The sequence below is a fragment of the Litorivivens sp. genome (assembly GCF_057445395.1).
Genome location: NZ_JBVBUV010000001.1, coordinates 1 through 25,427, shown reverse-complemented (window position 1 = coordinate 25,427; position 25,427 = coordinate 1). Strand labels below are relative to the sequence as shown.

Here is a 25,427-nt window from a genome sequence, read left to right as displayed (position 1 = left end):
CCCGTTAACTTCGGTATTGAGCCACAAATTTATCTATGACTTCAGTTGCTTTTTGGGGATTACCTTCAAGACGTAATTTCAAGGTCTCCACCTGCATCACTTCCTGCGCAACAACGTAATCGAAGAACTCCCTGTCTTCTTCGGGCGCAATATCCCTGAGTCGCTCCAGGTCAGCAACGTAGGCTTCCGTTTCCTTGCACATATACCTTAAGACCGAAAGCTCAGACAATATTCGCAACACCAGCGCGCCTACAAATACTTCCATTTTGGTTTTGAAATTTGGCGCAGTGCTGATGCCGAATTTTTCTGCAACGGGTGTGTACCGCTCCTGATTCAACGTTTCGAATGCAAGGTAGGACTGATACCAACGTAATACTTCTGGCTCGAGCTTCCTTTTAACCATGCCCAAATTGCCGTTGTACGCCATCAGTCTATTCTGCACTTCATATTCAAACAGCTTTAGAAACTCTGCTCGGTGCTCCATCACTATGTTCCTCTTAATTCGTAGATTCTTGATTGTGGGTGGTCAGCTGCTCGATACGCTTGCGAAAATTGAATGCCGCAGCAACAACCGCAATCAGCATTACCCCGAACACTGGCGCTCCGATGGTCCGCATTTGGGCCGCGGGAATTGCCCCTAGAATCCAGAATAGTATCAGCGCATGGAACGCCAACCCGTATACCGCCATCGCAACGCCGGTTATTTTTGTACTCAAGTCTATACCCGCCTGATTTACCAGTGGCAATGCGAGCAACAGCGCACACAGCGCGTACATCCAGAAGCCGAGATAATCGAGAGACTTGAACAAGGAAAACGGAATTGAAACGTTCAACATCAACAGCAGCGAATCGGCCATATCAGCAGTGGCCTCTGCATTTATCACCGCGTCGGCCATCTGCGGCACCGCCCAGATTGCCATGAACTTGGGAATGATAAAGGCAATCGTCGCAACCAGGACTGCCATCGCGGCTGCTACCGCACGGAGCGGGCACTCTCGCAAAACCTGCCAGGCCAGTACCATAAATATCCCGGAGAGGGACAGCATCCCGACTATTTGAGTCGACCAGGCTGCAATGAAAGCTCCGCCATGCTCGCTCAACCAAAGCACAGATTCAGCGTGACCAGTGTCATAACCGCCGGGAGCGCTGGTGGGAAAGAATGGCGCGATCACACCCGACACACATGTGACCACCACCATCCAGAAGCCAAACCGAAAGATGCTGTCGTCAATTCCCGCCGGCAACACTCCCGCTGAACCAACCGTATCGGACATCATCAACCACTACTGTTTTTTAAGAGTCGTGGTTTGCCAGTTGGTGTATTCCATCAACCCGTGCAGAGAATTCTCACAACCGAGGCCAGACTGCTTGTGGCCTCCGAAAGCCTGATGCGGTGAATATTCGTGAATTTCGTTCAACCAAACGGTACCCGCCTCAAGCTGCGCACCGATGCGCTGCACCGCGTCCAGGTCCTTGCCCCAGACCGACGCACCCAGGCCGTAGATAGTATCGTTTGCACGAGCGACCACATCTGCTTCGTCTGACCATTTCAACAACGGCAGGATAGGACCAAACGGTTCTTCGGTGACGATCCGAGAATCTTCCGGGGGATTGTCCACCAATGTTACGGGTACAAACCAACCCGGCGCGTTAGTGTCGATCTCGCCACCCACAGCAAACTTGAAGCCGTTTTTCCGACAATCCTCGAAATAATCCTGCACTTTTTCGTATTGCATTGAATTCTGGATGGGACCAAGCGTGGTATCTTCCTCGGCGCCATCACCCACCTTTACGTTGGCCTCAATGAACCTGACCATCGCGTCGCGAACCTGATCGTAGATTTCTTCGTGAATGTACACACGCTTGGTCGCGTTGCAAAACTGCGCATTGTTCTGGAACGAGGCCCAAAAGAGTTGCTCGGCGACCACCTCCGGATCAACGTCGGGCAAGACAATAGCCGGGTCGTTGCCACCAAGCTCGAGTGTTACACGCTTGATGGTGTCCGCCGCCGAGCGCGCCACGTGGCGTCCTGTTGCGGTGGAACCGGTAAATGCGATCTTGTTGATGTCCGGGTGCGCCGTCATCCATTTACCCAACTCATCGTCACCTGTTACACAATTCACCACCCCGGGTGGTAAAATCTGCTGCGCCAACTCGACAAACTTCAAATCGCATAGCGGTGTATACGGGGACGGCTTTAATACCACGGTACAACCTGCCACCAGTGCCGGCGCAATTTTCCAAACCGCAAGTAACAGCGGAAAGTTCCAGGGCACGATGGCGCCAACCACACCCAGCGGGGTATAACGGGTAACCACCCTGCGCTCGGCGCTGTCTTCCAACACTTCGTCTTCCAGCGACTGGGTGGCAATTTCTTTCAACCAGGCAGCAGAACCAAACACCTCCCACTCGGCACCTGCCCGCGGCTTGCCCTGTTCGCGAGTCAGCAAGGCCATAAACGCTTCGGCGTTGGCCTCGATCAAATCGCCAAGTGCAGCGACTTTTTCCTGCCGCTCCGCCAGGGGTGTTTTACTCCAAGCGCCAAATGCACGACGGGAGCTGGCAACGGCCTCATCCAGCTGCGCTTGGGAACAATCGGGCACACCGGCGATCACCGCCTTGGTCGCTGGGTTGTAGACCGGATGGGTCTTGTCGGTGAACACCGCTTTGCCATCGATGGTCATTGCATAATCGCTGTCAAAATTAATCATGATTTCAGCTCCTGCTATTATTAGTCTGATACATCCAAGGTGTGTAATTCGCGGCGCATGATTTTACCGGTACTGGTCTTGGGAACATCCGCAACAAATTGCACTGCCCGCGGCACCTTATAGGCGGCGAGGTGCTCGCGACAGTACGCGATGATGTCTTCCTCACTCGGCGAGCAACCCTCTTTCGGTATGACATACGCCTTCGCGAGCTCGCCCTTGAGCTCGTCTGCGACGGACCCTACCGCTGCCAGCGCCACATCCGGATGAGTAGCCAAAACGCGCTCGATCTCTGCGGGGTACACGTTATAGCCCGCGGTCAAAATCATGTCTTTTTTACGGTCGACAATACTGATATTGCCCTGCCTGTCCATGGTTGCGAGATCGCCGGTGTGCAACCAGCCATCGGGTTCAATCGTCTCTTGTGTTGCCTTTTCGTTGCCAAAATAGCCGTCCATAACGATGGCACCGCGAATCATCAGCTCACCCACTTCTCCGGCGGGCATCTCTTTAGATGCGTCATCGACGTCAACGATTCGGGCGCTGACGTAGGGTATCGCCACACCGATCGAACCATGGCGATATTCACCATTCCACGCAAAGGTAGTGCCGAGCCCGGCGAGCTCAGTCATACCCCACAACTCAATCAGCGGACAGCCAAAACGTTCTTCGACCTCCCGCATCTTCGCCGGAGGCATCGGCTGCCCGCCAACCGTGCACAATCGCAACGAAGACAGGTCGAATTTCCCCACTTTCGGATGGTTCAACATGAACATGTACATGGTGGGCACGCCGTCAAAGATCGTGGCCTTGTGCGCCTGCATTGAAGCGAGCATTTCGCCCGGGTCGAACAGCGGATGAATCACTATCTTGCCGCCGCATTGGAACATGGCATTCATCACGACATTGCCGTACACATGCGGGCACGGTAGCGCGGTGACAACAACATCGCTGGAGTTGCGGCCGTGCATCAGCCCGGTCATGGCAATATTGGTGGCAACGGCACGATGCGACAACATTGCGCCCTTTGGTTTGCCGGTAGTACCAGAGGTATAGCAAATTGTAGACAAACTCTCCGGCGGGGACAGAACAGCTTCGAATTGTTCACTACCGTGCGCAAGCATTGTTTCAAAGGCGATCGCACCATCGGGAATATCATCGCCGTAAAGGATCAAGGAATCGATGCCCGATCCTGAGAGTCGCTCAACGAGTGGCAAACCTTTTTCGCGTGACGCGATAATCGCCTTGGCGCCGCAGTCTTCAACGACAAACTCGACCTCTTCCGGGGTTAACATGACGTTGATCGGATTGACTACGGCGCCAGCTTTGAGAATACCGTAGTAGCTGACCACCCACTCCCAGGCATTAGCCCCATACAGAGTGACCCGATCGCCGGGCGACACCCCGTTGGCAACCAGTCCGCTTGCGACCTGATTGGATAAGGCATCAAGGTGAATAAAAGAAAATTCGTCGGTGCCGATCACCAGCGCGATTTGATCACCGTACTGCTGAGCTGCATCGCTCAATATGCTTGCAAGGTGTTGCATGGCTTATACCATTATTGTAATTAGTCATACGAACCGACAGCGAATACAACCCTGCCGGCACGGCTTAATATACTAATACATGTCGTTTGACATGTATAGCGCGATCACACTAAGGGCTATGCGCCCGATCTCTCTCTGATCGCATCCAGCACAAACTTCTCAACCTGCTTTCGGTGCTTTTCCCAACGGCGGCCCTCTCCAATAAATATCGTCGAACCTTCAACCAAAGACATCAGGGCAATCGCCTCAATTCGCGGCGCCGGGCTGCCGGCTGTTTTCAGCGCTCGCTCCAGCAACGACAGATATTGCGCGTAGATACCGTCAACCAATTCCTTGACCAGCGGTTCAACCTGTCCCATTGCCCAAAGTTGCGGCCATAAGCGGTCTGATAACAACGCGTTCCCCGGGGCATCTTCCAAAAGCATCTGTATGAACTCTACCGGACTGCTACCCACGCCACGCGCCTGCAGATCATGCCAACCAGCCTTATATACGTCGCTGATGTAACTCGCCAGTGCGACCAACAACGCCTCCCAATTGGCGAAGTGATACTGCAGAGCACCGAGTTTTAGCCCACTCGCACGTGCCAGCGAACGCATACCCAGCGCTGAATAACCTTCCGTGGCGATAATCTCGATGGCTGCCTGCAATATCTGTTTTCTGCGATCAGTCAGCTCTACCGCTTGTACTGCTTGTCTACTCACTACTCACCCTCCACCTGGGTTCCCCCCTAATCTCTAGAAGCACATATTTACGATAAGCTAAACAGTATACCGGTCAACCGACGTCTTTCGGGTGCCGCGTCACATTGCCGACTTGAACTTGATCGCCGCAGCAACAAACGCGATGAGTATAAGCAGGAACCCCGCAGCAACTGCGATCTCAATCGCGGCGCTGCCCGCCGCGTCCATAAAGACCGCGATCATCATTACATGCCAGATCAAGCCAAACAGGCCCAGCGCCACCGCCGCGATCTTGATGCTGCGTGACTCCGCTGCCTGCTCAAACAGCGGGCCAGCTATCATCAAGGAAAACAGTGCGTACATCCAAAATCCGAGGTAATCCAAAGAAGTGTATAGCGAATACGGGATCGACACATTCAAAATCAGCAGCAGCGCATCGGCCATTTCAGCGCCTGCGCCGCCATCGACAATCGCATCACCCAGCTGCGGGATCGTCCATACCGCAATAAATTTCGGGATGATAAACGCCACAAAAGACACCAGTACAAACATAGCGGCAATCAGCGCCCGGATCGGACGGGCAGCAAACACCATCCAGCAAAGTACAAACATCGTCGCCGTCCATGCACTCATCCATGCGATCTGAATCAACCAGCCCATGATGAATGAACCACCGTTCGCACTAAGCCAGGCCGCTCGATCGGCGTGCACCGCCTCGGCGCCACCAGGCGCATCGAGCGGAAAGAAACCCGATGCAAGCGCCAACGCGAATGCAGCGATAACTGACCAAAACCCAAGTCGATTGATATCTTCTTCCAACAATTTTTGCTTCATTACACAAGCTCCTCAACCTATTATTTATGTGTGGACAGTGTTTTTTACCAAAACCAGCTAAAGTCCAAAGACGCAAGCTAGTAGTGTGAGAAATGCCAGTGTGGATCTATTCATTTTTAGTTCCCGCCGAATGATCAGATGATTCTGGGAGTGGGCAGCTATTTCATAGCACGATTTTTAAGCATCGTTCGCGTAATAAGAGCGAGTTAACAATGCAAAAGGCGTTTTTCGATTGGCTGGCAAATCACCAATTCCAACTAAAGTCCAGCGAGGCATGCCGGCGATCAGCGGCCCGTCCAAACTCGGAGTCAGGCCAGATCGATGATCCGTATCCGCTCTTGAGTGAGAAATATTTTTCATCGGTCAGGTTGGTGACTGACAGCATCAGAGACCAGGACTCAGATGCCGGCATCAGTGAAAGCCGGCCGTTGAATATCCATTGCGCTTCATGTTCGTTGGCAGGCCTGTACCCGGGGTCTGTAAAAAAGCTGTCGGTATACAGGGCATCGACAGCCAGTGAAATTACCCCGCCTTCGCCCATCCAGTGGAGCGGTAGTGCGATTTCCGGCGTGAACACACCGCTCAGTTCCGGTGCATTGGTCAGTGTTTCGCCCGCAAGGTTCTCGCCATTGGGTCCGCCACCCGGATAGTCCTGGTAGGTGGCGTCGTTATAAGCGAATGAGCCACTCAGAGTCAGCCAGGGAAGGCTGGCGGGCAGATACATACCATCGATTTCAACACCTTGCGCCCTTGCCTCCGCTGCATTTGCGAGCGATAAAAACGGTATAACACCATCGTCGGTGCGCACATAGACATGCAGGTCAGTGAAGTCAGAACGGTAAAGACTCACATTCAGCTGTAAAGTCTGATCGAATAAAACGTTCTTCAGGCCGATTTCATAGAGTTCGGCGAATTCGGGTTCAACCTGAAGTGTGCTTTCCTCATTGAGGGCGAAAAAGTTGAACGCCCCCCCCTTGAAACCACGTGAATAAGTGGCATAGCTGACAACATCACCATCAAAAAACTCGTATTGCAGACTCAGTTTTCCAGAAAGTTCACGTTCCCGCATCTCGGGTTCCATGGTCACGTCCTCTTCTGCACCGAGCGCCGGGGCCAATACCGAGGCATCACCCTCACCACTGGGGTGTAGTTTGCGAACGGGCATAAAGGCATCACGATCGACCCGGTCGTATCGCAGGCCAGCCGTGATGGCCAGCCGTGGCACAGGGCGATAAATCATCTGGGTGAAGTAACCTTGTGCGATGGTCTTCATTTCAGGAAAGACGGCGACGCCGTCTCCGGCAAGCGATGTGATACCACTCAGGTCAGGTAAGCCGCAGGTCGGGCAGAGCCCACCACCGATACCGGGGACTCCGAGGACTTGTAGGCCTGCGGGACTCCCTAAATAGGCTACCGTATCGTCACCACCGACAATGCGGTAATCATAGTTGACGCGCTCATCCTGTAAAAAAATACCGGAGACGAACTCAGTCTCGCCGCCACCCAGGCTGAAAAATCCGGGCGTGAGACCCTGCAGCCGGGCCTCCAGTTGTCGCATGCGGATATTTTCGAGGGCTTCCGGAACGCGGAATACATCCGCAGGGCTGACATCCAGATCTTGAGGGGCATCAATCAGCATGTCCGCACCACCGAGTATCAGTGTTGTGGAGAGATTTTCAAACAGCAAAGGTGATCCCCAGTCGTTGTCCATCCGCACGCCGTATAGCCGTGCGTTATCTATCGTGGTGTGATCCACAAAATCGAATGACTGCTTGCCGTCAAAGGCGTTGTCTTCAATGTTCGGGTCGTACTGGGACATGAAATCCCTGTCCGCTTGAGACAGAGAGGTTAAAGGCTCATTCACGGACGTATGATCCACATCTACTTCATAAAAAAAGATATTGAACTCAGTACTGTCGGATGGGGTCCAGCGGAGCTTAGTCCGCCAGACGGTGCGATCAATAAATCCGACATCATCGCCATTGAAGGTATTTTCAAATCTGGAGCCCGGCCTGTCGACCAGAACACTGAGCCGGCCACTGAGCGTGTCGGTCAGGGGCCCGCTGACCGCGCCGGAGAACTGCTGGTCCTCTTCACCGTGACGCAAGGAAATGAATCCCGAGAATTCATCGGTCGGAGCGGCAGTGATCAGGTTGATAACCCCAGCGGTGGTGCTTTTGCCAAACAGCGTACCTTGCGGGCCACGCAGGGTTTCAATCCGCTCCAGATCAAAAAAACCCAGATGAAAGAAAGTCTGCCGGGCTAGCGCCAGATCATCGATGACCAGACCAACCGAGTTGTCACCACCGCCAACCGCAGCGACTGACTGAACGCCGCGAATCGCAATCTCCGGTTCAACGCCGTTGTCGGCCAACGTGGTATTGGGCACGTATTTGGCAATATCACTAAAGTCATTCAGATTCGCCTTCTGCATGAAATCGCCGGTCAAGGCCTGCACCGAACCCGCGACGTCCTGCACGCTCTGCTCGGTTTTGTTGGCGGTGACAATCACTTCTTCGATCACCCTGCCCTGCGCTTCTCCGCTCGCCGGCGCCTGCTGCTGGGCGTAGGCGAACTGACACATCGCAAATACCGACACAATCGCGACACGAAGGGTCTTCATCACATTAAACCTTTTCAATTTATTAGACTTATCACTGAAATCATATTGCATGTCGAATGACATGTAAACCCGCGATACTTGCTGCTTCGCGGCGCTACCAGGCCCAACTAAAATCCAGTGACGCATGACGGCGGTCGCCCACTCGCACCAGCTTTGAGTTGGGCCAGACCAAATCGCCATCACCACCGCCATTTCTGGTGAGGTATTTCTCGTCGGTGAGATTGGACACCGAGAGAACCACCGACCAGGGACCGGACTGCGGCGCCAGACTAAGCCGGGCATTGAACAACAATCTTGCCTCGATTTCCTTGTCCGATGGCAGGCTGGTTTCGGTGTAGTAGCTGTCAGTGTAGAGCGCATCGATCGCCAGCGAAATCGCGGTGTCTGCACCCATCCACGGCAGCGGAAAACTGATTTCCGGGGTGAACACTGCTGACCAATCGGGCGCATTCACCAGCGTCTTGCCGCTTAAATCTCCGCCCGGCCCGTCCTTATAATCCAGATACCGGGCATGAGAGTACGCGACCGAGCCGCTGATACTTAGCCAGTGCGCGAATTGCGGCAACCACATGCCATCCATTTCAACGCCGCGCGTTCTCGCTTTGGCCGCATTGTCGAGACGGATGAAGGGGAATAATCCTTCCTCAAAGTAGACATAGGTCTGAAGGTCATCGAATTCCGAATCATAGGCACTGATATTCCAGATCAACGAACTGTCAAATAACACGCTTTTGAAGCCGAGCTCCCATCCTTCTACAAACTCGGGCCGCACCTGCACCTCCTGGGTGGAGTTGACCGCAAAATCGTTGAACGCCCCACCCTTAAAGGCACGTGCCCAGGTCAGGTAGCTGACGACCTTGCCTTCAAAAAGATCATACTGCACGCTGACCTTGGCGGAATCTTCCCGCTCCCTGATTTTGGGCGTAAAGGTAACATCTTCCGCCTCAAAGGCCTGGGCGACAATTGAAAGATCACCATTGCCACTGGGGTGCAGCTTGCGTACCGGCATGTAGGCATCGCGATTAATTCGGTCGTAACGAATTCCGCCAGTAATCGCCAACCGCTCGATCGGACGGTAGGTCATCTGCAGAAATATGCCCTGTACGGATACATCATACTCGGGCGATACCCGGATCCCGTCATCAACCAGTGAGCCGCCAAACCCAGCGGGTGGTGTTATAGGAATGCCAGGAAAGCCAAGCAGCGCCTCAAAACCGGGCCCGGCCAGATAGGATTCCGCATCCTCTCCACCCACCAGGATGTAGTCGGTAGCAATTTCCTCTTCTTGCAGAAAAATGCCGGTAATGAATTCCGTGTCACCACCACCCAGCCCAAAAAACCCCGTTGCTGCACCCTGAACCCGCATTTCCAGTTGCTGCATATCGACTCCGCCGGTACTAACTGGTGCCCGAAAGATATCGGCGGGACTTGAATCTGTATCAGCGTCAGCGCTATTGAAATATTCCAACGCACCCAAAACGACAGTAGTAGACAGTGAATCCAGCGGCCCCCATTCACCCCAATCGGTGTCCAGCCGGATACCGTATAACTGAGCATCATCGATTTCTCCCTGCCGCAGAAAATCGAAGGACTGTCGGCCGTCAAAGGCATCGCCGTCTATATCTGGATCAAACTGCGCCAGATAATCGCGATCGGCTTCAACCAGTTCGCCGAATGGCGAATTAACATCTTCATTTTTTACATCGGTGTTACTGAAAAATAGGCTGATATCCGTGGATTCAGTAGGTCGCCAAAGAAACTTGATTCTATAACTGGTGCGGTCGACGTATCCCACCTCATCACCATTGAAAGTGTTGGTTGATCGGGACCCCTCACGCTCCACCATGAAGCTGATTCTGGCACTGAGCGTATTTGCTAGCGGTCCGCTGACTGCGCCCTGTAACTGCTGATCGTCTTCACCCTGACGCAGGGTGATATTTCCGCTGAATTCGTCCGTTGGCGCCGCGGACACCAGGCTTACCAGACCGGCCGTGACGCTCTTGCCGAAGAGAGTGCCCTGCGGACCACGCAACACCTCTACCCGCTCCAGGTCGAAAAACCCCATGTGAAAGAAATCCTGCTGACTCAACACGAGGTCGTCGACCACCATTCCCACGGAGTTGTCGCCAACACCGGTCGATTGCATCCCGCGGATCGCAATCTGGGGAGAAAAATCCGTCTCTGTCACCATCAGATTCGGCATATACGACGCCACTTCGGCGAAATCGTTGACGTCTGCCTTTTGCAAAAATTCGCCGGTAACCGCCTGCACCGAACCGGGAATATCCTGCACGCTCTGTTCGGTCTTGTTGGCGGTGACAATCACTTCCTCGATGAAACGGCCCTGGGGCTGCGTAGCTTGTGACGGCTGCTGTGCGTGTGCCGACTCGAGTATATGAATAACCACAACAGCCGCAACGAGCATTATTCTCATGGAGGGCAATCCTTATTTTATTTGTATAATTCCGAAAAATACTACAACATGTCGATTGACATGTATAGCTGCGTCGCATTCGGCTTTACAATTACCATACCGGGCAAGGGGTATTCGATGACTCGCAACGTTACACGCAGAGATTTGTTAAACGGGATCGCTATCGGCACCGGAGCCGGCATGTTGGCGCCCAGCGGGTTGCTGGCTGCCGGTGAGGCGGCGACCGGATTTGCAAGCAAAGCTAGCAGATACTATCCACCCACCCTCACCGGCATGCGCGGCAGTCACCCTGGTTCATTCGAAGTGGCACACGATTTAGCCTGGCGCGGAAAGAAGCCTGAACAGTACCAACCGCTCGATGAGCACTACGATCTCGTTGTGGTCGGCGCAGGAATGAGTGGTCTGGCCGCGGCCTGGTACTACCGCAAACAGGTCGGCCACGACGCTCGAATTCTAATTCTGGACAACCACGACGACTTCGGCGGTCATGCCAAGCGTAACGAGTTTCATTACAACGGCCGCATGTTGCTGGGTCTGGGTGGCGCACAGAATATCGAAGGGCTGGGCAGCTACAGTGACGAGGCCGTGAGCCTGATGAACGATATCGGGATCGATCAAGCATTCATGGACAAATTGGGTGAAAGTACCGCAGACGATTACGGGATGGTACTCAGCACGCTGACCGGCCCTGCGCAACTCGGTATGGCAATACCTGGACCCGACGGTCATGTTGCTGTGGGTGGACAGTGGCTCCTGTTGTTACAGGGCCAGGGCGACTATGTGTCAGCAATACGCGAACTCCCCCTCTCTACTCCAGAACAGGACAAACTCATTACTCTGGTCGGAGGTGATAAGGATTATCTTGCGGATCTGTCACTACTTGAAACCTGGGAGTACATCAAAACCACACCCTATAACCAGTTTCTCACAGAAAAGGTTGGGCTGGCGGAGGAAACCATCGCCATTACCAATGCCTGGTTGATGATATTAGGGGGCTACACCGGCTGGAACTACTCGGTGCTGGAAGCATGCGCCGGCGGTTCCCCCGGTTTTCGCGCCATCGGCTGGTTGGGCAAGGCGGTATCGAAAGCGGGCGTTTGGGTTGCCGAATCTTACCTTGCTCCGATTCGCATGTTCCCCGACGGTAACGCATCCGTTGCCCGCTTACTGGTACAAAAAATGATTCCCATGGCGGCACCCGATATGAAGGGAACCGAAGATGTAGTCACCGCGCGCTTTGATTACAGTGCACTCGACCGCGCAGACAATCCCACACGAATTCGTTTAAACAGCACCGCCGTGCGTGTACAGGAAGTCGCGGGCGAAAAAGTCGAAGTCGACTACGTCCAAAATGGCACTGCCCTGCGTGTTTCAGCTGATCGCTGCATTCTCGCTTGCTATAACGGCATCATTCCGCACCTTTGCCCGCAATTACCCGACGAGCAGAAGCAGGCGCTCCAGTACGGCGTTAAGATACCATTTGTTTACGCCAATGTTTTGTTGAAGGATAGCAAGGCATTTTCAAAGTTAAGCGCCAATTTTTACCAATGTCCAAACGACCCATTTCAGTGGGTAGCCTCCGCGCCGGACGTCGCTATAGGCGGATATGAACCGCCACGCACTCCGGAAGATCCCATGCTGATGTTTATGATGAGCTCGCCGATGGAGAAACCACCTACCGAAGGCATGCACGTTCGCGATGTACTGAGACTTGCGCGCCACAAGGTATACGCCACAACCTTTGCAGAATTCGAGCAACAAATTCGTAACCAGTTGCAGTCATTACTGGGCAAGCACGGCTTTAACCACACGACCGATATCAAGGCAATCACCGTCAACAGGATCCCCCATGGCTATGCCTACAGCTACAGTGGGTTGCACGACCCAGCATGGGAAGAAGGCAAGGCACCCCACGAGATTGGTCGCCGGCAATTCGGTCGCATTTCCATCGCCAATTCGGACTCTGAGGCAACACCACTAATGAACGCCGCTACTGATGCGGCGTGGCGTGCGGTACAGGAGCAACTCGTGTAAGCCCCCATAAAATAGCGACATGCCCAATTGGAGTTCTCCGGCGTACGCTGATACGACGAAGGAGAACCACAATGAAAAGTCATACTACCCGGAGACGCAGATCCTTTGAATTCTGAAGGAAGTTGAGACAGTTCGCATCGTGAAGGAGGTCTTTCGAGCATACGGCATATCCGACGCGACCTAAATTCAGAGCGATATCGCGTAACTCATTGAGTTTAGGTAGTCGCGATCTTGTTAGTGGGGCCATACCTGATTCTAGATTATTGAGCACTAGGCTTGTTTTTCTAGGGCCTTATTTACAGTGACGAATATATCTTATTGAAAATAAAGTAGATAAATAAAACGGCCAGACTACATTATCGTTGTTTCCCGATCCAGGGAGGATACCAACTGATATAGAGCGGTATCGTTTTTCGGGTGCCAGTACCTAGGCCTGAAATAGCCCCTAATCAGGTTTGCGATCGATGCATCTTTCGTCTCAAGCCGCGCCAATGGTACGGCCAACATTTCCAGGGCGGCCATGTCATGGGGCTGTATCGCACCCCGACATGACGCATAGCGTTCCTTTTCCGACCCAACCAGCGTAACGGTCTTACCGATGTCGTGGAGGATGATCAGCGCAATCGCAATATCCCTTCGTATGCCGGCGTCGCGGTAAGCAGCGTATTTGCACAAACCTTCGAGCATCTCTGCTGTATGCACCAATAATCCGCCCTGATAGGCGTGGTGATGGCGCATGCTGCCTGGGACATTAAGAAACCCCATCGCTGTACTCGCATCTCGAAATACCGCCGAAAGAAGCGCCTGTACTGCCGGGTGATAGATACTGTTCCAATAGCGCGTCACGCGCCTCAAGTTCGGAATGAGGTGTGGGAGCACCCAATCCGCAGGCAACAAGGCCGTTGGACGCAATGATTCTAATAGGTCACAACGATGCAGCGAGTCCACTTTGAGCAGTCGCCGGTCATTCAAGGTCCGTAGCTCTCCAGATACTCGAACAATGTCACCATGCTGAATAGCGCGCTGGTGAGGAAGAAAGTTACTGTGGCGCAGTACTGCCGTAGCTGTACCAGCCAGGCAGCCTAACTCTAGGCGGGTACACCCCTGCCCCTCCCTATTCAGGCGGTCGATCCTGCCCAGCACCCGAAATTGGCGGTCTTCCAGCCATAGAGGCTCCGAGAGCAATGGCGGTTGGCCCTGGGTACCAATGCTTACTGTGGTATCTGGATTACGGTCTTTCATACTCCGCTCTCCTTTTCACCCTCTAGCAGACGGTCAAAGGCAGACCCGTCTTGGCGAGTGAGATTGGGCACGTACCGGGAATACACCCGAAACAACATCTCAGTGGACGTGTGGCCCAATTGGCTAGCGATCCATTCTGGTGACTCGCCAGCCGCCAACCACAATGTCGCCGCGGAATGTCGCGTCTGATACGGTCTACGCTTAGGCAAATCGAGATATCGAAGTAATGGGTACCAAACCCTATCCGTGAAGTTTTTGTTGTCTAGCGGCTGCCCCAGGCGATTACAAAAGACATACTCACTCACCTCTCCCGTTGCTACTTCTTGGGTTTTCAGCGCCATATAAACGGCCTCCGACATTCGGATTTCCCGCTGGCTGCCGTCGTTCTTGGTGTATTCCGTACGGCCTTTTGAAAATGCTTCCCGCACCAGAATCTGGCGACGTTCAAAGTCGACATGTTTCCACTTCAGGCCATGTAGCTCCCCAGAGCGCATACCCGTGAAGAACCGCACCGTCATGTAGGGCTGGTAGTCCGGCCGAACCTTTTCAAGGATCAATCGAACCTCTTCCAGCGAGAACGGGTGTATATCGGTCTTCTGGACCTTGAGCCTTTTGATGCGCTCAGTTGGGCTGGTAAATTCATACCGGTCAGCAGCCTCATCAAGGATGGCCTTTAAGGATCCGACGATCTCGTTGATGGTTTTTGCGCTGAGTGGCTTGTCGTGATGGCCGGGGACTTTGGCGAGTGTCGACCGAAATGACAGTACTTCCGCTTTGGTGATGCTGTTGACGCTTTTTTGACCAAAGACAGGGCGCAGGTGGCGATTCAAAATACATTGCTGCAACTCGAGTGTCGCCCGGCGCCATCGCACCTCATTCTCCGTCAGCCATTGATCAGCAAAATCGGAAAAGATGGGGACATCAAATGCCTGGCTCTGCGCCGCTTCAACCGATGGTTGTACCGCAGCCCCCTGCCCCAACCCTGAGGCAAACTTCAGCCCGGTTTTTGAGTTCGGGAAGTAGGCCAGATAATCAAACTGACCCAGCGTAATCTCGGCCTCGATCTTCTTGAGGACCTGCTCCATCTTGCGACGATTTTGAGGTGTGTCCGGCAATCTAGTCTGCTCTCGACACCGCTTACCTTGGCACCGAAACTCAAAAAAGAGATATCCCGTTTCTGGGCGAACTCGAATACTACCCATTACACACTCCTCCAGCCGCCATCGGGATACTCGTCGAACGAGGTTGTACCTTTGTCATGTCCTCAAGAATTTGTTCCCAGATATACAGGATTTTTCTGCCGCCAAATGGTCGGACGTAATGAACGCCCTCTATCAGTACCGAGTCCTTCAACTGGTTGCGAATGGTCCGGGCGTCATACTTAATCCGCTGAGCTAGCTCTTCGGTAGTGAGAAATGTCTGATGACTCATGTGTTGTCGCTCCTCTGTGATAGAATCAGGAAATGACAAAACGCTAGATAGGGAGGCGATTTGTCATCTTGAATGACATTTTAGCGCGCAAAATATGTTTTGCAACAACTTTTTTTCATTCTGGATGACATTTCTTTTTTTAGAGTGATAAAATGCCACTTAAGTCGGCTCATGGGTGAGCGCAAATTAAAGGTGACAGACGTCGCAAGAGAAACAGGGCTGCATCGCAATACAATTACGCTGCTGTATAAAGAAACAGCAACGCGCGTTGAATTAGATGCGGTAGACCAACTTTGCGAATTTTTTGACTGCGAAGTTGGGGAGCTATTTGAAAGGGTCTCTGACTAACGATAACCGCACAGTCACCGCTGACCTCTTGTCTTTCCCGGTGGGATTCGCACCAAGAGGTCGCCCGAAAAGTTGCCGCATTTTTCTGGGCACAGAATGGGCACAAGTTGGGCACAACGCGGAATTGCAGGCATAAAAAAACCCAGCACGATGACTGGGTTTTTGAAAGCTATTCAATAGCTTATGTATGGCGCGCCCGGCACGATTCGAACGTGCGACCGCCTGGTTCGTAGCCAGGTACTCTATCCAGCTGAGCTACGGGCGCTTAGTGGCATTTCTGCCGAGGCGCGTACTATAGGGAAGCACCTCTCGAGTGTCAACCTTCAGTAAGGGAAAATCCACCTTTCCAAGGGCTTACCGGTCTATTTGTTTAATATTTAACCGACAGTGTGAGGCCATAGGTTTGCGGCATGCCAGTGATGCGGTATTTGATGTCACCTACGCCCTGATGCACGCTATTTACCACGTATTCATTGAAGATATTTCGGCCCCACAGAGTAACCATCCAGTCGCTGGTTTGGCGACCGAAGCGGATGCGGGCGTTGGTTATGCCGTAATCCGGATGGGCAAACAGGGGGTCGCCCTCAATACTGGAGTTGGTTTCATCCACATATTGGTAGTCGATACCGATACCAGCCTCAAAACGCTCGGAGATGGGGAGGCTGTAGTCGGCTGTTAGAGAGTAGGAAAGCTTCGGCGAGTAGTTGAATTCCTGGCCCGCTAGGTCCACATTTTCGCCCTGATTATTGATCGCCTCAAACTCTTTGATTTCGGTCTTCAGGTAGGCAATGGCGCCTGCCAGATACAGGCCGTCGAGCGGTGTGAGGGTGAAGTCCAGCTCTACGCCTTTGACCTCTGAGCGCGGCGCATTGCGCAGCGCGGGGAGCGGCCCAAATACCGCGTCATTAAAACGTGACAGCAGTTGCTTGTCCCGATAGCGATAGTAGAACAGCGCGCTGTTGATATGAGCGCGGCGCTCCCACACGTCCACTTTGGCGCCCAGCTCGTAGGCGTCTACCTGCTCCTGCTTCACCGATTCCAGCTGAGCGTGATCCGAGGTCTGAAACAAGGGGAATGAACCCGATTTGAACCCACGGGTATAAGAGGCATAGAGCAGGTAGTCGTCCGAAGGCGTCCAGTCCACTACCGCGCGGTAAGACAGGCTGTCCTCTTCTAAGGTTTCCTCGTATGCACCCACTTTACCCGCCTCACCGACACTGAAGCAGCCATTTACGTCGACCGTTTCCGGGGTTGTTCCAGCTTCCAGCGCGCGCTGGGTAGCCAGGCTCTGAAACAGCACGTACATGCCGCTCAAGGGGCTCTTGGATCCGGAGCAACCCGAATAAAAGCGTTCTTCTTCGGTGTAGCGGGCGCCAAGTACCAGTTTGAGAGTATCCGCAAACTGCCATTCTACATTCGCATAAGGCGCCTTAGATTCGTAGGACAGCTCTGCCACAGAAAAATAGTATTCGCTTACTAACAGGCTCTGCTCGATGATCGGTGCTGGAAATACCACACTGGCGTTGCCGCTCATAATCAAATGCAGATATTCATCCACCTCATCGCGCGGAGTCGTGTGGTAGCCCACCAGCCAGCGTAGGCTTTCATCGTCGTTGGAGCCGCTAAGCCGCGCCTCAAGATCCACAACCGTCATGGTGACGTCGACTCCCAATTCAGCGTGACGCTGATTAAAGGCGCCTGTGGGAATTTCAGAATCGTCACTCACCAGCTCTGTATGTGACGCAAGGAAATCAGCCCGGAGCGTCTCGTTGATATGCCAGCGGGCTTGCAATGCTACCTGCTCGAAGGTCTCATCCAGCTGAAAATCCATCGGGCGACCGTCGGAGCGCACACATTCTGGGTGCCCCGTACACCACTCGGCGACCCGGTTATCTTCTGTGTCCTGACTGACATAGGGGTATCGGCGAACACTGTCAGCGACGAGAGGCGAATTTTCATCGTCCGCGTAAGGGTTCTGAGGCACTACTGCAATAGGCTGCCCGGCCTGAGCGTCACTTCGATCGCGCCAGCGCGACCCTACCAGGTACAACTGCAGGGTTTCGTTAGGTTCCCACTCCAGCGCCAGACGATAGGCTGATCGATCCTGCTCCCCCAGTGACTTGTCTTTGTTGGTATTGCTGAACTGCCAGCCTTCTTCGCGCTGGATATCCCGCGCCGCCAATCTATACCGCAGACTGTCGATGATTGGCCCACTAACATAGGCTTCAATATCCTGAGTATCAAAACGCCCATAGTTAATGGTTGCGCCGGCGGCTAGCTCCGTCGACGGTTTGTTGGCAATAAAGTTGATGGCGCCGCCGGTGGTACTGCGACCAAACAGGGTACCCTGCGGGCCTTTCAACACTTCCACCTGCTCCACGTCGAAAATGGCGCCTTTCGACATGATGGAATACGGCAGGTTTACCTCATCCAGGTACACCGCTGTTGTGGGTGTTGCAAAATAGCTGCTGTCGGTAAACCCGACGCCTCGCAGTGTATACACTGGCGCGCCCTGTCCGCCCTCCGATACGACAAGACCGGGGACAATACCGCCCAGCTCACGGGCATCGCTCACGCCAAGCGTTTTCAGCTGATCTCCCGACAGCGCGCTAACCGCGATCGGCACATCCCGTACGTCTTCTTCGCGGCGCTGAGCCCGGACCACAACCTCTTCAATAGCCATACGGCTGCGAAAGCCACTGTCCACGGCAACGACCGGTTCCTGGGGCTGAGCAACAACCGACAGCGCGATCGCAGCGGGAGCGAGAGGATAAAGGCTTTTATGCATTTTCAAAGGAGAAATACCGACACTGTTTGAAAGTGTCGCGCATTGTAGAGAAACCGCCGGAGGAAGAAAATTTACCAGGTTGTCAGGTAGCGCTCATGGGCGCTGCGCCACAAGCCCCTTCAATGAGCGACAACCCTGTTTTTCTCGAGGAAAAGCGGCGATTTGTCGACGTGACGGCAGACCGCTTATTCCTCAATAGAATAAGAGTAGAACGAAAAATTCCACCTATGGACAAGTTATTTGCGCCGACGGGCCTCCAGACGACGCAGAAAATCTTCCATAAAGGAGGTGTACAGCTGGTTCCCCAGGTACTGGTCTTCTACCCCGGAATCAATGCTGGGGTTGTCGTTCACTTCAATAACGGCGACCCGATCACCGCTCTGCTTCAGGTCAACCCCGTAGAAACCATCACCTATCAGCTTGCACGCGCTGACAGCGGCATCGACCACCGCACGTGGCGCTTCAAAGGTAGGCATGGCATCAAACCCTCCCGACTTAACACTGCTGTCAGCGCCGTGCTTGTAGATCTGCCAATGATTTTTGACCATGTAGTAGCGACAGGCGTACAGCGGTTTATTGTTCAATACACCAATGCGCCAATCGTACTCGGTGTACATATACTCCTGCACAAGCAATAGCGCTGAACTCTTCAGCAGCTTCCCGCCCTGCTCAATTAGCTCCTTGCGATCTGCCACTTTCACCACGCCGCGTGAAAATGAGCCGTCAGGCACTTTCAAAACCAGCGGGAAAGCCATGTCTGCCAGCTTCTCCGCCAGCATCGGCGCGTCACTTTTGTGCAGAATCCGTGTCTGCGGTGTCGGGATATTCTGCTTGTTCAACAATTCGGCCAGATAAACCTTGTTGGTACAACGCAAAATAGACGTCGGGTCATCAATCACCACCATACCTTCGGCTTCGGCTTTCTTAGCGAACCGGTATGTATGGTGGCCAACGGACGTGGTTTCGCGGATAAACAGTCCGTCGTATTCGGGGATACGCATGTAGTCTTTTGGCGTGATCAGCTCCGTCGCAATGCCCAGCTCTTCGCCGGCCTTGATAAAGCGGCGCAATGCGGTTTTATCGCTGGGAGGCATATCCTCTTCCGGATTGGCCAGAATCGCCAGGTCATAACGAAAGCGCTTACCCGCCTTTGGTTTGCGCCAAAGCTTGTTGCTGAAACGCTCAAAGGCATTGGCAAATGCTTCCTGCTCATCACTGTTTTTCAGGTCGCGCAACGATATTGGCCGGATACGGTCTATTTCCCAGCTTTTATCAAATTCCAGCGTTACCTCCATCAGCGGGCAGGGGAAGCGCTCAAACAGTGTTTTGGCCAGTGGCGAAAATTCACTGCGGAGGCATTCACCAAACCAGATTCGCAGCGACATTTCGCTACTGTCGCCGCGAGGCAACTTGCGCAGTGACGGCGCAATCCCGTCTAACTGAATATCGGACAAGGAGCGGGAGCGAAAATCACTCAACGTGCGGATAGACGGGAATACGTGGTGACCACGCGCTTCAGCCAACAGGGCGCAGTACCAGGCACTGCCCAGATATTTGTAGTTGCGACACAGGTTGACCACCCTTACCCGTTCAGCCTTAGAGGAAGAGGTCAGCGCCAGATAGTCTTCAAAGGTGATGACATCCTGACTGGGGTAGTAGGGCGACCAGTCGGAAAGGTCGTCGACAACTACATGAAAACGGGGCATATCTAGGCTCTCTGGGTGCGTGGAAACGGGCGCATTGTCAGACCAAAATAGGGAATTAACAATAGACACGCAATACTTATTTACAGGGGGGAAAAGCGGCGTATGATTCAGCTACTTTTCACTGCCTCGCAGGTGCCGGCTCATGCACGCCTTACTGCCTCCTCTCGACCTTAGCGTGTTCGCCAACGACTACCGGGCAGCCCGCAATAACTTTCTGGCGCGCAGCGAAAAGCTGCGCTCTCTTGCGCTGTTTGACGCCGTACACCACCGCCATCCGGAACACGGTCCGGATGGCTCCCCCCTGCACGCCGATTGGCTCCTGCTGTCAAAGAGCCCTCAGCCGGAACATCTGCTGGTTCTTATATCGGGAACCCACGGTGTCGAGGGCTTTGTCGGATCCGCCGTACAGTGCGACCTGCTGGGGGAGATGCCGCAACTACTTGAAGACGAACGTCTTGGCGTGCTGTTGATTCACGCACTGAACCCCTGGGGATTTGCCTGGCTGCGCCGCTGTGATCATGAGGGCATCGATCTCAATCGCAACTTCATCGACTTTAAAGCGGGTCTGCCGAACAATGGCGCCTATGCGACCATGCATCGCCTGCTGTCTCCCACTGAAGATTCAGACAAGGGATTCGACGCCCACACTCTGGAAGGAATCACCCGGGGTCAGTACCAGTATCCCAACGGTCTGTACTTTGGTGGTCACGGACCCAGCTGGTCCAGACAGTGGCTCGAATCGCGCAAGCAAAGCACGCTACTGCAAAAAGTGAAAAGCATCGCCGCTATCGATTTGCACAGTGGGCTAGGCCCCTTTGGCTACGGTGAAGTTATCAGCGATCACCCCAAGGTCTCTCCCGGCTTTGAAATCGCGAGAGAGTGGTATGGCGCGAACACCATGTCGAGCGCGCTAGGTGAATCTGTTTCGGCACCCAAAACCGGACTTATAGACTATTTCTGGCATAAATTGATTGGCCCACGCGGCTGTTTTGTTACGCTGGAGTTTGGCACCTATCCTGCGAACGACATGCTGACAGCTTTGATCAGAGAACAGCGCTACACCCGACGCTGCGCGGTAGCCGATATCGGGCGAGACCCAGATGCGCCCGAAGTAGCGGCCCTGCGTGACTTCTTTTACCCGGAAGATGACAACTGGCGTCAATCTGTACTGCTGCGCGCGCGTCAGGTGGTGAGCCTCGCGTTAGCAGGCATGCACGCGCAGTCGCAAGCAAACGCTTCTCACGCAACCAACATTCAATCAGGAGCCAAGCGCGCATGACGGTAACCCTTCGCGCCGGCACGCGCTTTGATATTGATGCGCTGCTCGCGCTGGAAAGTGAATGCTTTTCAACCGACCGGCTGTCACGACGCAGTTTCATGCGCTTCGTCAGTAAAGGTGCCCACAATCTATTGGTCGCCATTGAAGACAATAAAATGCTGGGCTATGTGCTGGTCCTATTTCGCTCAGGAACCAGCCTCGCCCGTATTTACTCCATCGCCGTGTCGCCGGCGGCACGTGGTAAAGGCGTAGCCTCCGAATTACTGACAAAGGCGGAGGCCATCGCCAGCCAACGCTATTGCCTTTTTATTCGACTGGAAGTTCACACCCAGAATACCGCAGCGCTCGAGCTGTATAAGAAATTCGGCTACAAGCCGTTTACGCGCATAAAGCAATACTACGAAGATGGCGGTGACGCGGAGCAGCTCGAAAAACGATTGCTACCCATTCCCCCGGCTACCGCACCTGCGCCCTACTATCAGCAAACTACCGAGTTCACCTGCGGCCCGGCCTCGCTGATGATGGGGCTACAAGCACTGAACAAAGACTACACTCCCTCTACCCAAGACGAATTGCAGATCTGGCGCGAAGCTACCACCATTTTCATGACCGCGGGTCACGGCGGGTGCTCACCCCACGGCCTGGCACTGAGCGCGCACTGGCGCGGCTACAAGCCAGTGCTCTACATCAACACAGACGAAACGCCCTTTCTCGATTCTGTTCGTGGCGAACAAAAAAAACGGGTGCTGACACAAGTACATGAAACTTTTCTTGAGCAGATCAGCAAGGCCGGTATCGATGTGCGCCAACAAAGCCTGAATGCTCAGGAGATTCAGGATATTCTGTCATTAAAGCTGCCAGTGGTAGCCTTGATCAGCACCTGGATGCTGAACCGCAACAAAGCGCCACACTGGGTTTTTGTCAGCAACGCCAATGAGGACTTTGTGTACATTAATGACCCAGATCCACCGGATGCGCCCTGGCAAGCGGCAGATTATCGCCGCGCGCCCATCCCGGTCGAGAATTTTGTGCGAATGGCCGCTTTCGGGCGCCGCAAACTCCGCGCCTTTCTGGTGCTGGACAAACAGGAGAATGCGTGACTTACCGCGAACAACTCAAAGCGTTATCCAATGAACTACTGGCTCTGCAAAAACCCATACTCGTACTGGATGCCATTAAATGGCCCTACCAACACAAAGTTGATTTTCTCGCTCATCACGGTACGCGTTTGCCGGATGTATCTGCGCAGTACTACCAGAGCCTGAAACTCAATTTCGATGCAGCTGCCACGCAAGCAGCGCTGCGCAATCTGCAACAGCGTATCCGCAATGCATTGGGCGCGCACGACCCCTTGGGCGAAATTCTGCAGCAAACCGCCGAACAGTATCAGCTGGTGGTGGACATGCTACAGCAGCGTGGCAAGCCCGGCTTTATGGCCAAATCGCAGCAGCTGTATGGTTCCGCCCGTGACCACCTGCGTGGCGATCGGAAAACCCTGGTAGAACTGAGCGAAAGACTGACCCATATATTTTCGCTGCCCGCAGCACAACACTTGAACACGGCTTACCCAAAATCCATTGACGCACCACAAGCCGTGAACCAACTGCGCTCCCGCTTACAGCCGTATTTCCCTGACGGCGCCATCAAGGTTGCCTTGTCTGACGGCATTGTGTCGGACGCCTCGGCCGGTGGTGACACTCTGAAGGTAAACAGTCAGGCACACTTCTCGACGCTGGATATTCAAGTCCTTGAAGTACACGAGGGCTGGGTTCACCTGGGCACAACGCTCAACGGCCGATCCCAGCCTTGGGCAACATGGCTTAGCGTGGGTTCGCCACGAATCACAGCAATACAGGAAGGATTGGCGGTACTGATTGAAACCCTGACTTTCAGTTCATATCCGAACCGTGCACGGCGTATTTCAGATCGCGTTGTAGCGATAGACATGGCCGAACGGGGTGCCGATTTTATCGAAGTGTTCCGCTACTTCACCGAAAAGGGCTTAAGCGAGAGCGACGCCTACACGGTAGCCCAGCGCACGTTCCGGGGTGGCGACGTGCGTGGCGGCGCGTGTTTTACGAAAGATCTGTCCTATGTGCGCGGTTTTATAGAAACGGTAAACTTTATCAAATCTGCGATTCTTTCCGATGTTCCGCAGATACTCCCTTTCCTGTTTGCTGGCAAAGTAACCCTCGATGATATCCCGGTGCTCTATCAGTACCACAAAGAAGGCATTATCGAAGCACCTACCTTTTTGCCACCAATGTTCCGCGATCTCAACGGGCTGTATGTGTGGTTTGGCTTTGCCAGCGGTCTGTCTCTTGTGGATATCAACAGTGTGCAACAACACTTTCAGGAAATGTTCGCAGAGCTAAGCCCAACCTAAGTCAGGCTTGGCTCCGCTTGTTCACTTACCGAACTCGTATACCAGATCAATGCCTGCTCTGCGCAACACACCATAATTGTTGACGGCAAACCCGAGCAACCCGAAATCAATACCAAACTCACGGTATTCTTCGTTGCTCAGGTTTTTACCCCACAGTGCGAGCTTCAAGTTGCCGCTGCCCATCGGAATATCTGCCAGCGTTGCGCGCGCATTCAGCAAACTGTATGCCTCGGTCTGATCATAAAGAAAAAGTTGCGGATGAAAACTGATGGCGTCGACATAGGTGGCGTCTACTCGCAACGTTAGCTGGCCAAACGACCAGGGCGCCATACGGTACTCCACTGCCACCGCACCGCTGTGTTCCGGGGCATAAAGATTTTCCGTAACCTCGTCAGAAATATCGCGATTGGCGCCGGACGAAAAGCCTGTCTGGGGATTAACCGGACCAGCAATAAACTCCTTATACTCCACATCAAGAAAGCCGTAATTGGCAATCAGGCGCAGGCCAGGCGTGGGGATAAAGACCGATTCAACTTCCAGCCCCCGCGTCACCGATTCCCCCGCATTCACTATCACGCTCGACGCACCGCCGCTACCAGCCTCAAACTGGGCGATCTGGCGATCGGTATAGTCCATTTGAAAGAGCGATACATTCAGGCGCAAGCGCCGATCGAACAGGTCAGATTTAATACCGATTTCATACGATGTGATTTCCTCCGGGTCAAACGGCGTAGTAAAGGCGCTGGTCGTTTGTGCCCTCACATTGTAGCCGCCGCTGCGATAACCATTGGCAATGCGCAGATAACTGCTCAGCTGATCCGAGAAGCGATAGTCGAGACTAAAGGTGGGACTGAAATTGCTCCACTCATCATCGCTGGTCACTCGTACGGTGTCGCCACCATCTAGGTTGTTTTGCAACGTGGTTTCTTTTTGGTCACGCGTATAGCGCAGGCCCAGCGTTACGTCGAAATCCGTAAACACGTTATAGGTAAACTGACCGTATACCGCCTGCGACGCGTTCTCCATTTCATACGCAAATGGTGCACCCAACCAGGTGGCGCTGGCGGCAGCCGCTAAGGGTGGTAGCGTTAAGCCGGTTAGCGCGTTTGCGATAAAGCTCGTCGGCAACACAAACTGCTGGGGATTATCCTCAGTAGCTTCTTCCTGAAAGAGGTAGACCCCAGCGGTATAACTCAGGCGCTCGTCCAGCACTTTGCCAGTAAACTGGAATTCCTGAGTAATTTGGCGGTGATAGTTATCACGCAAGGCGGAGAAAATTGGCACCAGAGTGCCCGCAGGCACAAGACTTGGTGATCCACTGCGCAAATCGACGACATCGCCGGTGCTTTCAACGGGGAAGGTACCAAAATCGGTTCCGCGCGCT

General features: G+C 53.7%; 19 protein-coding genes and 1 tRNA gene. 5 read left to right on the top strand and 15 right to left on the bottom strand.

Annotated elements, in window-relative coordinates; all coding sequences use genetic code 11:
* Window positions 1-4: 4 nt before the first annotated feature.
* The 8 genes from AC222A_RS00100 to AC222A_RS00065 form a co-directional block, all read right to left on the bottom strand.
* Window positions 5-484, bottom strand: coding sequence for a hypothetical protein (locus AC222A_RS00100; RefSeq protein ID WP_486774530.1), 480 nt, complete (start codon window positions 482-484; stop codon window positions 5-7).
* A 13-nt stretch (window positions 485-497) separates the two neighbouring features.
* Complete coding sequence (locus AC222A_RS00095) at window positions 498-1,277, bottom strand: hypothetical protein (protein ID WP_372747209.1); 780 nt, start codon at window positions 1,275-1,277, stop codon at window positions 498-500.
* Between the two features lie 6 nt (window positions 1,278-1,283).
* Complete coding sequence (locus AC222A_RS00090; protein WP_372747208.1) at window positions 1,284-2,711, bottom strand: aldehyde dehydrogenase family protein; 1,428 nt, start codon at window positions 2,709-2,711, stop codon at window positions 1,284-1,286.
* A gap of 20 nt (window positions 2,712-2,731) precedes the next feature.
* Window positions 2,732-4,255, bottom strand: a complete 1,524-nt coding sequence (locus tag AC222A_RS00085; RefSeq protein WP_372747207.1) for a class I adenylate-forming enzyme family protein — start codon at window positions 4,253-4,255, stop codon at window positions 2,732-2,734.
* Between the two features lie 116 nt (window positions 4,256-4,371).
* Entirely contained in the window at window positions 4,372-4,959 is a 588-nt protein-coding gene (locus tag AC222A_RS00080) for a TetR/AcrR family transcriptional regulator (protein WP_372747206.1), read from the bottom strand.
* Window positions 4,960-5,058: 99 nt separating this feature from the next.
* Window positions 5,059-5,757, bottom strand: a complete 699-nt coding sequence (locus AC222A_RS00075) for a hypothetical protein (RefSeq protein WP_486774529.1) — start codon at window positions 5,755-5,757, stop codon at window positions 5,059-5,061.
* A gap of 259 nt (window positions 5,758-6,016) precedes the next feature.
* Window positions 6,017-8,395, bottom strand: coding sequence for a TonB-dependent receptor (locus tag AC222A_RS00070; RefSeq protein ID WP_372747204.1), 2,379 nt, complete (start codon window positions 8,393-8,395; stop codon window positions 6,017-6,019).
* Between the two features lie 94 nt (window positions 8,396-8,489).
* On the bottom strand, window positions 8,490-10,829 hold the full coding sequence (locus AC222A_RS00065; protein WP_372747203.1) for a TonB-dependent receptor: 2,340 nt from the start codon (window positions 10,827-10,829) through the stop codon (window positions 8,490-8,492).
* A gap of 117 nt (window positions 10,830-10,946) precedes the next feature.
* Here AC222A_RS00065 and AC222A_RS00060 point away from each other — a divergent pair, with 117 nt between their 5' ends.
* The gene (locus tag AC222A_RS00060; protein WP_372747202.1) at window positions 10,947-12,863 is read left to right on the top strand and encodes a flavin monoamine oxidase family protein; all 1,917 of its coding nucleotides are present in this window, start codon (window positions 10,947-10,949) and stop codon (window positions 12,861-12,863) included.
* 351 nt (window positions 12,864-13,214) lie between these two features.
* On the opposite strand, the gene AC222A_RS00055 is transcribed toward AC222A_RS00060, so the two are convergent.
* Genes AC222A_RS00055 through AC222A_RS00045 form a run of 3 tightly spaced genes read right to left on the bottom strand, consistent with a single transcriptional unit; the run spans window position 13,215 to window position 15,536 of the window.
* Window positions 13,215-14,105, bottom strand: a complete 891-nt coding sequence (locus AC222A_RS00055; RefSeq protein WP_372747201.1) for a hypothetical protein — start codon at window positions 14,103-14,105, stop codon at window positions 13,215-13,217.
* Window positions 14,102-15,307 carry an Arm DNA-binding domain-containing protein gene (locus tag AC222A_RS00050; protein ID WP_372747200.1) on the bottom strand — a complete coding sequence of 402 codons (1,206 nt, stop codon included), beginning with the start codon at window positions 15,305-15,307 and terminating at the stop codon, window positions 14,102-14,104. The genes AC222A_RS00055 and AC222A_RS00050 overlap by 4 nt, the downstream gene beginning before the upstream one ends.
* A complete protein-coding gene (locus tag AC222A_RS00045) occupies window positions 15,300-15,536 on the bottom strand; it encodes a hypothetical protein (protein WP_372747199.1) in 237 nt (78 codons plus the stop codon). The genes AC222A_RS00050 and AC222A_RS00045 overlap by 8 nt, the downstream gene beginning before the upstream one ends.
* A 144-nt stretch (window positions 15,537-15,680) precedes the next feature.
* Between AC222A_RS00045 and AC222A_RS00040 the strand changes: the two genes are divergently transcribed.
* A complete protein-coding gene (locus AC222A_RS00040; RefSeq protein WP_372747222.1) occupies window positions 15,681-15,884 on the top strand; it encodes a helix-turn-helix domain-containing protein in 204 nt (67 codons plus the stop codon).
* Window positions 15,885-16,072: 188 nt separating this feature from the next.
* Here AC222A_RS00040 and AC222A_RS00035 read toward each other — a convergent pair.
* From AC222A_RS00035 to AC222A_RS00025, 3 genes are all read right to left on the bottom strand, one after another.
* A tRNA-Arg gene (locus tag AC222A_RS00035) sits at window positions 16,073-16,149 on the bottom strand.
* A 105-nt stretch (window positions 16,150-16,254) separates the two neighbouring features.
* Window positions 16,255-18,672, bottom strand: a complete 2,418-nt coding sequence (locus AC222A_RS00030; protein WP_486774552.1) for a TonB-dependent receptor — start codon at window positions 18,670-18,672, stop codon at window positions 16,255-16,257.
* Window positions 18,673-18,908: 236 nt separating this feature from the next.
* Window positions 18,909-20,378, bottom strand: a complete 1,470-nt coding sequence (locus AC222A_RS00025) for a RimK family protein (protein WP_372749974.1) — start codon at window positions 20,376-20,378, stop codon at window positions 18,909-18,911.
* A gap of 142 nt (window positions 20,379-20,520) precedes the next feature.
* On the opposite strand from AC222A_RS00025, the gene AC222A_RS00020 reads away from it, so the two are divergent.
* Genes AC222A_RS00020 through AC222A_RS00010 form a run of 3 tightly spaced genes read left to right on the top strand, consistent with a single transcriptional unit; the run spans window position 20,521 to window position 24,043 of the window.
* Entirely contained in the window at window positions 20,521-21,657 is a 1,137-nt protein-coding gene (locus AC222A_RS00020) for a DUF2817 domain-containing protein (RefSeq protein WP_486774528.1), read from the top strand.
* On the top strand, window positions 21,654-22,757 hold the full coding sequence (locus tag AC222A_RS00015; protein ID WP_372797603.1) for a GNAT family N-acetyltransferase/peptidase C39 family protein: 1,104 nt from the start codon (window positions 21,654-21,656) through the stop codon (window positions 22,755-22,757). The genes AC222A_RS00020 and AC222A_RS00015 overlap by 4 nt, the downstream gene beginning before the upstream one ends.
* Window positions 22,754-24,043 carry a flavohemoglobin expression-modulating QEGLA motif protein gene (locus tag AC222A_RS00010; protein ID WP_372759519.1) on the top strand — a complete coding sequence of 430 codons (1,290 nt, stop codon included), beginning with the start codon at window positions 22,754-22,756 and terminating at the stop codon, window positions 24,041-24,043. Before AC222A_RS00015 ends, AC222A_RS00010 begins: the two co-directional genes overlap by 4 nt.
* Before the next feature lie 21 nt (window positions 24,044-24,064).
* Here AC222A_RS00010 and AC222A_RS00005 read toward each other — a convergent pair.
* Window positions 24,065-25,427 (bottom strand): TonB-dependent receptor (locus AC222A_RS00005; protein ID WP_486774527.1); only part of this gene is annotated, 1,363 nt, incomplete at its 5' end.

Bases quoted from the DNA above. Each gene is read 5' to 3' on its own strand.
- AC222A_RS00020 (WP_486774528.1), top strand. From the start codon at position 20,521: ATGCACGCCTTACTGCCTCCTCTCGACCTTAGCGTGTTCGCCAACGAC.
- AC222A_RS00070 (WP_372747204.1), bottom strand. From the start codon at position 8,395: ATGAAGACCCTTCGTGTCGCGATTGTGTCGGTATTTGCGATGTGTCAG.
- AC222A_RS00085 (WP_372747207.1), bottom strand. From the start codon at position 4,255: ATGCAACACCTTGCAAGCATATTGAGCGATGCAGCTCAGCAGTACGGT.
- AC222A_RS00090 (WP_372747208.1), bottom strand. From the start codon at position 2,711: ATGATTAATTTTGACAGCGATTATGCAATGACCATCGATGGCAAAGCG.
- AC222A_RS00045 (WP_372747199.1), bottom strand. From the start codon at position 15,536: ATGAGTCATCAGACATTTCTCACTACCGAAGAGCTAGCTCAGCGGATT.
- AC222A_RS00025 (WP_372749974.1), bottom strand. From the start codon at position 20,378: ATGCCCCGTTTTCATGTAGTTGTCGACGACCTTTCCGACTGGTCGCCC.
- AC222A_RS00030 (WP_486774552.1), bottom strand. From the start codon at position 18,672: ATGCATAAAAGCCTTTATCCTCTCGCTCCCGCTGCGATCGCGCTGTCG.
- AC222A_RS00060 (WP_372747202.1), top strand. From the start codon at position 10,947: ATGACTCGCAACGTTACACGCAGAGATTTGTTAAACGGGATCGCTATC.
- AC222A_RS00015 (WP_372797603.1), top strand. From the start codon at position 21,654: ATGACGGTAACCCTTCGCGCCGGCACGCGCTTTGATATTGATGCGCTG.
- AC222A_RS00050 (WP_372747200.1), bottom strand. From the start codon at position 15,307: ATGGGTAGTATTCGAGTTCGCCCAGAAACGGGATATCTCTTTTTTGAG.
- AC222A_RS00100 (WP_486774530.1), bottom strand. From the start codon at position 484: ATGGAGCACCGAGCAGAGTTTCTAAAGCTGTTTGAATATGAAGTGCAG.
- AC222A_RS00055 (WP_372747201.1), bottom strand. From the start codon at position 14,105: ATGAAAGACCGTAATCCAGATACCACAGTAAGCATTGGTACCCAGGGC.
- AC222A_RS00065 (WP_372747203.1), bottom strand. From the start codon at position 10,829: ATGAGAATAATGCTCGTTGCGGCTGTTGTGGTTATTCATATACTCGAG.
- AC222A_RS00095 (WP_372747209.1), bottom strand. From the start codon at position 1,277: ATGATGTCCGATACGGTTGGTTCAGCGGGAGTGTTGCCGGCGGGAATT.